The 7,112-nt window shown below is 37.1% G+C and carries 11 protein-coding genes; all 11 read left to right on the plus strand.

From position 1 onward, the window contains the following. The first annotated feature begins 15 nt into the window (after positions 1-15). The 11 genes from ACI3E1_RS07155 to ACI3E1_RS07205 all read left to right on the plus strand — a co-directional run bounded on the left by ACI3E1_RS07155 (position 16) and on the right by ACI3E1_RS07205 (position 6,845). Positions 16-624 carry a hypothetical protein gene (locus tag ACI3E1_RS07155; RefSeq protein ID WP_405024967.1) on the plus strand — a complete coding sequence of 203 codons (609 nt, stop codon included), beginning with the start codon at positions 16-18 and terminating at the stop codon, positions 622-624. A 24-nt stretch (positions 625-648) separates the two neighbouring features. Further along, positions 649-1,014, plus strand: coding sequence for a MazG-like family protein (locus ACI3E1_RS07160; RefSeq protein WP_405024968.1), 366 nt, complete (start codon positions 649-651; stop codon positions 1,012-1,014). 2 nt (positions 1,015-1,016) lie between these two features. Next, positions 1,017-1,220, plus strand: a complete 204-nt coding sequence (locus ACI3E1_RS07165) for a hypothetical protein (protein ID WP_405024969.1) — start codon at positions 1,017-1,019, stop codon at positions 1,218-1,220. Between the two features lie 216 nt (positions 1,221-1,436). Then, entirely contained in the window at positions 1,437-1,823 is a 387-nt protein-coding gene (locus ACI3E1_RS07170) for a hypothetical protein (protein WP_405024970.1), read from the plus strand. Positions 1,824-1,850: 27 nt separating this feature from the next. Continuing rightward, positions 1,851-2,654, plus strand: a complete 804-nt coding sequence (locus ACI3E1_RS07175; protein WP_405024971.1) for a DNA polymerase beta superfamily protein — start codon at positions 1,851-1,853, stop codon at positions 2,652-2,654. Between the two features lie 2 nt (positions 2,655-2,656). Continuing rightward, positions 2,657-3,070, plus strand: coding sequence for a YopX family protein (locus ACI3E1_RS07180; protein ID WP_405024972.1), 414 nt, complete (start codon positions 2,657-2,659; stop codon positions 3,068-3,070). A 379-nt stretch (positions 3,071-3,449) separates the two neighbouring features. Continuing rightward, the gene (locus ACI3E1_RS07185) at positions 3,450-3,875 is read left to right on the plus strand and encodes a hypothetical protein (protein ID WP_405024973.1); all 426 of its coding nucleotides are present in this window, start codon (positions 3,450-3,452) and stop codon (positions 3,873-3,875) included. Between the two features lie 350 nt (positions 3,876-4,225). Continuing rightward, the gene (locus ACI3E1_RS07190; protein WP_405024974.1) at positions 4,226-4,672 is read left to right on the plus strand and encodes a YopX family protein; all 447 of its coding nucleotides are present in this window, start codon (positions 4,226-4,228) and stop codon (positions 4,670-4,672) included. Positions 4,673-4,695: 23 nt separating this feature from the next. Next, on the plus strand, positions 4,696-5,406 hold the full coding sequence (locus tag ACI3E1_RS07195; protein WP_405024975.1) for a hypothetical protein: 711 nt from the start codon (positions 4,696-4,698) through the stop codon (positions 5,404-5,406). A 348-nt stretch (positions 5,407-5,754) separates the two neighbouring features. Beyond that, positions 5,755-6,153 (plus strand): hypothetical protein, encoded by a 399-nt coding sequence (locus tag ACI3E1_RS07200; protein WP_405024976.1) that lies wholly within the window; start codon positions 5,755-5,757, stop codon positions 6,151-6,153. A gap of 134 nt (positions 6,154-6,287) precedes the next feature. Beyond that, positions 6,288-6,845, plus strand: a complete 558-nt coding sequence (locus ACI3E1_RS07205; protein ID WP_405024977.1) for a helix-turn-helix domain-containing protein — start codon at positions 6,288-6,290, stop codon at positions 6,843-6,845. The last annotated feature ends 267 nt before the right edge of the window (positions 6,846-7,112 follow it).

Consider the following 7,112-nt stretch of genomic DNA (forward strand, 5'->3'; position numbering starts at 1 on the left):
AGAGGACTAAAAGAAATGAAATTAAGTACGTGGATAGCTGAATACAATCAACATGCTAAATTGATAAAGTTTTACCAAGCCTCGCCAGCAGTTATAGTTACATTTTTAACATTAGCACTTGTTAGTTTAGTTGTGCTGTTGGTATTTAACTGGTACATGAAGAAAAATAAGTTTAACCACTTTTTGCTGTTAAAAAAGATATTTAAATATACATTAGCAGCATGGACCGTATTCTTACTTTGTCTAGCTGGTGGAAAAGCCTTAAAAATGGAACAGCTACACACTCATTATGATAGGGTAATTCAAAAATTAAGCCGTGATGCCAACAAAATTAATACAAAAAACGTTTATATTGTTGGAAGTAATACCGATTGTGTTTCAGACAAAAACTCTAAATTAATAGTTAATTATGATGCGTCTGATGATGATGGCGATGTTGAGGTCGCTCCATTTTATACGTTATATACACTCAATAACGATAAATTAAAACTACGGTATCACTATGATTGTAATGATGATGACAAATCAGAAGACGAGACCTGGGCACAACATAAAGCAGTAGTAGCTTATTTAGAAAACTCCTTCTTAGGAGCACATAAATGCTTTCCCGGAACACAACTATAATCCACGAATAGGAGAAGATTAATTATGACTTTTGAAGAATTTACCAAGAATGTAATCAAGTGGGCAGACAAACGTCACTTATTGCAAACCGAAGTTAATGAAATTTTTTCGCAGGACGAATTAAACGCCTTGATGCAATCGAACCAGTTATTGAAGTTCCACGAAGAATGTGGCGAATTAACCGAAGACTATCTCAAAGGTAATGATGCTCATCTGATGGATAGCTTCGGTGATGTGCTAGTTACGCTAGTTATCTTCGCTAAGCAAAGGAACATTCCATTAAATAAGTGTTGGGAAAATGCCTGGCGTCATATTGCTAACCGGAAGGGCAAGACGGTTAACGGGACTTTCGTTAAGGAAGCAGACCTTCACAACAAAGAAGTGAAATAAAAATGATTAAGTCAATTAAGAATTTAATGCTGATTGGTGCCGTTGTAATGCCGTTAATTGGTAATTCAGCCAATGCTAGTTCAGTGAGTCAAACGCAACCGATTTACGTAGAACAGCCTTCCAAAGCACAAATTGAAAAGCAATGTGCTAAAGATGATATGGAGCTATTAAAGAAACATCAAATGGTTACGATGTTAGTGAATTAGTATGTATCGAAGATTCAAAGGGTCAAAACGTTCCTTTGAAAAAGCTTGGTTACAGTCTGCTACTAAAACTAGAACCAACGGCTTCACGGCTTATGACCGTAATGAACTAATCAGAAAGGATCTGAAATCATGAGCGACAAAATTACTAAGAACCCAACTATGCATCAATTTAGTGATTGTTTAACAGCAAGGAACAGCGACTTGAGGAGGGAAAAGATGAACAATCCAGACTTAAGTAAATATACTATGCACCTAATTGTTGGTACAGAGCAGGGGAGTAACAACATTTCTTCCCACATCAGCTTAAAAGACAAGTACCAAAATTTTAAAGACGTTATTGGTGATTCCGTCGCGTTAAGCACCATTGCTGCGACGGAAGGAATCAGCTATACCACTAAGATTGTCACTACCAACGCTAAAAATAAGAGTAAACACGAAGTTCAAAAAATCAAACGTCTAGCTACTAGTGACACGATTACTAGTGTACTAAAGAACCTGGGCTTTCACAATAATGACATTGACCAGATTGCTACTATCATCAATAACGCTCACGTGGAACTAAACGACGAAGAACTAATGTTAGTTAATGGAAAGAAGAAATGATAATGAACTAAGAAAGGAGAACAGAAAATGGAAAACAATTCTGAACGTGCCATTGCCAAACAGTTAATAACCACGCTTGACGGTCCACACCACGCTATTGGCGTTTGGCGAAGCGGTTCTAAGCTTAACGGACTAGCTTCTGATGACTCCGATAGCGACTTTGTTGTGCTAGTTGAAGATAAGCCTAAAGAAGTACTTACTAGCACACCAGTATCAAGCCAGCGGATTATCGACGAACCGGGACACACATACGATATTAAAGAATACAGTGTGCTCCAGGCTTGGCGCTTAATTCGGAAAGGAAACCCTAACCTAATTGAGCCTTTTGTGGTAGACCCGTTAGCATATGACCAGCACGATCCGTTTGTCAGTCAATTTATCGACGCTAAGTATGACATCCTGTACTACGACATGCCCCGATTCATTAAGAGCTGTCTAGGCATGGCGAATAGTCTTAGCGGGCGTTATAAAAACGACAATGTGACGCTCAAGAATTGCATTCAAATCATTAAAAATCTAATCTATGCCAAACAGCTTCTAATAGCTGATAAGCCAATTTTAATTAACCCCGACGTTAGTGACGTATCAGTTACGCTTCCGAACCTCGGCAAGACAATGACATTACGCGAAATTAAGTTCTTAAAATCAGGAACGCAAGATAAAAATCCATATAGACTCTGCATCCAATACGAACTAATAAATGTCATTAGGCAACTGCAAAAGGAAGTTGCTGATGAATTGCACAAGCAAAATCCTGTCAAGCAAGCACCTGCTGAATTTGACCGGTTGTTCTATGACAAGGTCGCCGAAGAATTACGGGAAGGAGAATAGCAATGCACGATAAGTACAAATTCCGCGCATGGGATAAACAAAAACAGAAGTACATCTACGGTGTCGAAAGAGGATTAAACGTTATTTCGCAGGCTGGCAATATTCGCGTATTAAGTATCGCTGAGATTGATGATAGTGAACGTTACGTACTAGAACAATGTAGCGGTTTAAAGGATAAACAAGGCCGATTAATCTATGAAGGCGATGTTGTACAAATAACAGAAAAGGAAGACGAAATCTACAAGGAACGTCTTTTAATTACCCTTAAAAATGGAATTTTCTGGGCTAACGATAATGATGATAACGAGTATCCAGAATTAATAACAGTAGATGAAATGGTTAACGATGACGCTGAAACATTTGAAATTCTCGATAACAGAATCATCGGGAACATCCACGAAGATCCGAAAATATAAGCTAAAAATAGATATAAAAGAGGCGAATAACATGGGTATATTTAGTGATTGGTCTTTAGATGATTTAAGAAAGGACTTTTCAAAGCATATAGCATCTGATTCATTTAAAGAATTATGTGAGGAATATTTTACTTCGTTGATACAAGAAGAAAAGAGGAATTCTAAGCAAAGAGACTAATGATGACTAAAGAAAGTGGGCATGGAGCCATACGAATAACAATAATTTGTTTTCTACTAAGTAAATTAATTAATTGGGTTGGGTATCATGGATACCAATTTTTAAACTAAGGGGCACACCAATGAACGATAAAGAACCTTTCTTTTAAAACAACTTAAAAACGACACACCGCAAGTTACAGCTAAAGTAAGGTGATTAATAATGACTAACCGAAGACAACTTCAAAAACATATGTTAAATTCCAATAATGGTGGCGTATTAGCAACGGCTTGGGCAACTTACAGAATGGCCCACAAACATCATTTAAATCCAGACGCTATTGCGGTGTTTTGTGTTAACCCTCGGTGTTCTACTGATCGACTTAAATGGACGTTAGAGCTTGGAGCATACGGATTAACAAAAAATAATGGTGGCTATGCTTCCATCTGCTCAGCGATTACCGATATTCATCGAAATAAACAAATTGAAGTTTGGGAATTTGACGACCACATTGATATCAGTGAACTTTATGAGATGGCAAAAAACGGTGCGATTTACCAGCTCTGGATTTATCGTTTTAATAACTATCATTTTGAATATCAGGGGTATCAAAGTAAGCAACCACCAGTAGCGTGGATGAAACAGTAACCAGAGAATGAGGAGCAAGCACAAAGTATGAACCAATGAATAAAAGTAATTTTTGTTTATAAATACAGTTGCAAGTGTATTTATATATGATATAATAATTGGCGTAGAAATAAATACTACTAAAAAGGGCGGATTAATTATGAAATATCTTATGGCACATTTTGTAATGCAATTAGTACGGAGAATGCTTTATCATTTGGCTTATCTTCATGGATTAATGCACGGTTGGGTAGGTGTAGTTGTAGGTGCTGGGATTGGTACACTTTGTTATTACCTCTTTCGTCGCTATTACCGTCGTCATTCTCGTCGTAATTATTCAATGTTTAATTTAAGGGAAAGAAGGTAGTGTTATGTTAGTTGAAGAAATGAGCCGCGAATGTTTACGGTTTAGGATTTATGATTATGGAACACATAAATACCGAAAGAAGAAGTTGCAAGATATTACCGCCATTTTCTCTAAAGATGCGGCTGAAGTTGTGCTGGGGGTTATGCCTGATTTTGATATTGAAATGGGTACTGGTCAAAAAGATATGCACGGTACTTTGATTTATGATGGCGATATTGTTTTAAAAACACTGGAACCGCGAAATAAAAATAACCGCTATTTGGTACATTGGTCAGATAAACGAGCGTCTTTTGTAGTTGCACCGGCAGTTCCTATTTGTTGCGGTAATAATAAGATCCAGTGGAAATTTTCTGATAAGCGAGGGTGCACACTTGAGAATTTCATGATTGCTTGTAAAAGGCAGTTGGAAATTATTAATAACATTCATGATGAGAATCTTATAAAGGAATAATTTAAGTAAAAGAGGTGTAAAAGTTGGAGAAACCAGAATTAAGAATGGTAACACGTGAACTAGAGCTGACACCAAGGGAATTTAATGCAATGACTGATCAGGAGCTGATTCGACGTACAGGTCTTACAGCGATGACAACGACCGGAGTAGACGTAACTGATCAGATTTCATTTGATAAATCAATGGTAGACCAACAACGGGTCGGTTTACCGCAGTCTATTCCGATTCTCTTTCGGGATGGACGTAGTAGTTCGGATCAAAAATATGTAGGTGCTCTTTCGGTGGTTTTAATTGGTACACAATTTCAAAAGCGTGGTGGAAATGGTAAACTCCAGCATCATCGTAAATGGTCATGGATTGTTGTTTTTTTAATAGTAATTGGACTTATTGTTGCTGGAATTCATCATCAACATTTGATCAACCAAGATAATCAGGCGGAGCAAACATCGCAAACATCGCGAATTAATAATAATGCTCAACACATTTCTGATCTTGCAGCGCAAGTTAAAGAGCTACGAGATGCAATTAAGCAGTATAAGCAAGACAACGATAACCAAGCATATCAAAATGCATTAAATAATATTCAACAGCAATTAAATAACATTAAGTCGCAGCAAACAAACACCGAGTTACAGAATTTAATTAATCGTTTGAATAACGTTATAGATCAGCTGCGAGGGGAAAGTCCAACTCAGGCGGAGCAAACGTTGCGAAATGCCCATTTAGCTTGGTGATTGGGAAGGAGGACTAATAAACTTGCAGCCAGTTAATCAATTTCGGGAGATCGACTATGAAACGTTATTATTTAACTCCTTATAAGACAACGACTACATTATCAGGTGTACCTGTATATGCGATTGATTATCACACAGCAATGCATACAGAATGTTTAGGGGTCGTATATGTTCCTCAGTACCATAATGCGCATCGTCTCGTAATGCCTGCGGAATCTTATCGGAATCATACGTCGTATATTCTTTCAGCAATCACGTATTGGGGATTAAAGCGTCTAAGGCGTCAAGTTTCACGCCAGTTTGGAGTGTATAATTTTCGCGTAATTTATGCTTAGGAGGTTAATTAAAATGAACAATATATTATTATTTTTTGGTATCTTGGATTGTACTTGTTTGGCACTGTTTGAAGTTGCTTTTATATATTTGGTTTGGCATGCAAAACATACCGTGAAAGAATTTCGTGATCATAATTGTGGGCTTGATCTCACAAATACCACATACAGTGCAATGGTTGAGCGCATCGGTATGGAAATGATTATGCCACTTAAAGTTATAATGATTACAGGGTTATTTGTTTTCATGGCAATCTGCATGGTTGGGCTTATTGCAAGTATCTTTTTATCATTTAATGCTTTTCTTGTATTAATTCTAGCAACGCTTTGTTTGGGGAGTCTTTTATTGACAGGTAGCAAAGCTATTAAAGTTAATTTGTCATTAAAAAAACAATTCTTAGCTTTAGTATCATAAAAGTGAATAAGAAATTCTTTCGGGATTTAAGAAAAATCCCGAGTACATAATGTTTAATTAATTCAATAAACCCATGTTGTTGCGGGTAATACTATACTCTTGATAGAATAGCAACGATAAAGTAGGTGATTGAAATGGGAATGCGTGCCATTCGCAAACAGCATGGATTATCTTTAGCACAACTTAGTAAAAAGCTCAGTGAAGAGGGAATTAAAGTTTCACCTGACACGTTAGCAAAATATGAACGTGGTCAACGAAGCATGTCTCTAGAACGGGCACGGCAAATAGCACAGTTCTTTGACGTTTCTTTAATTGAATTATATGGCGATCAGTACGTTGCTGATAATCTACGCCTGTTACGTGAACAGCAAGGGCTTTCGTTAACCAAGTTAAGCGAAAAGCTTGCGTCATATGGGATTAAAGTGTCAGTTGCTACGTTATCACAATATGAAAATCACGAAATTAAAGTTCCTAGACAGCGATTGGCTCAATTTGCAAATGTATACGGAATTGAACAGGAACAGCTTCTTATTAAACATACTAATAAAGGTAAGTTGATTCCGTCAGCGGAAGACGAAAAACAGCGTTATAGTCAAGAACGAGCACATGCTAAAGCTTTTATTAGGCAAGCAACAATTTCAGATTTACGTAAGTTACAAACAATGATTTGTGAGCGTTTAAGAAAATGTTAAAGTGTTATCGGTTTTACGTTTAAACGAGTTGAGAACTTAACAGAATAGAAAATCATGTTATACTGAATTTGTTAATGAGTGTGCACCTACACTCATATCTTCATTGTTATGGGGTACCCGAATTGGGTACCTTTTTTATTTTGTTTTTTAGATACATAGCAGGTTTGGGTTCGTAAAACAATGGTGTGATAGGATTGTCTTCATAACGCCGGTCAAGCGGAATGTCAAGGAGACAACGGCAAAGGTGGCGGCGAAGAGCCCAGAGAA

The organism is Ligilactobacillus sp. LYQ139 (assembly GCF_045033025.1).
GTDB lineage: Bacteria > Bacillota > Bacilli > Lactobacillales > Lactobacillaceae > Ligilactobacillus.

Bases quoted from the DNA above. Each gene is read 5' to 3' on its own strand.
- ACI3E1_RS07200 (WP_405024976.1), top strand. From the start codon at position 5,755: ATGAACAATATATTATTATTTTTTGGTATCTTGGATTGTACTTGTTTG.
- ACI3E1_RS07180 (WP_405024972.1), top strand. From the start codon at position 2,657: ATGCACGATAAGTACAAATTCCGCGCATGGGATAAACAAAAACAGAAG.
- ACI3E1_RS07170 (WP_405024970.1), top strand. From the start codon at position 1,437: ATGAACAATCCAGACTTAAGTAAATATACTATGCACCTAATTGTTGGT.
- ACI3E1_RS07160 (WP_405024968.1), top strand. From the start codon at position 649: ATGACTTTTGAAGAATTTACCAAGAATGTAATCAAGTGGGCAGACAAA.
- ACI3E1_RS07190 (WP_405024974.1), top strand. From the start codon at position 4,226: ATGTTAGTTGAAGAAATGAGCCGCGAATGTTTACGGTTTAGGATTTAT.
- ACI3E1_RS07165 (WP_405024969.1), top strand. From the start codon at position 1,017: ATGATTAAGTCAATTAAGAATTTAATGCTGATTGGTGCCGTTGTAATG.
- ACI3E1_RS07205 (WP_405024977.1), top strand. From the start codon at position 6,288: ATGGGAATGCGTGCCATTCGCAAACAGCATGGATTATCTTTAGCACAA.
- ACI3E1_RS07155 (WP_405024967.1), top strand. From the start codon at position 16: ATGAAATTAAGTACGTGGATAGCTGAATACAATCAACATGCTAAATTG.
- ACI3E1_RS07175 (WP_405024971.1), top strand. From the start codon at position 1,851: ATGGAAAACAATTCTGAACGTGCCATTGCCAAACAGTTAATAACCACG.
- ACI3E1_RS07185 (WP_405024973.1), top strand. From the start codon at position 3,450: ATGACTAACCGAAGACAACTTCAAAAACATATGTTAAATTCCAATAAT.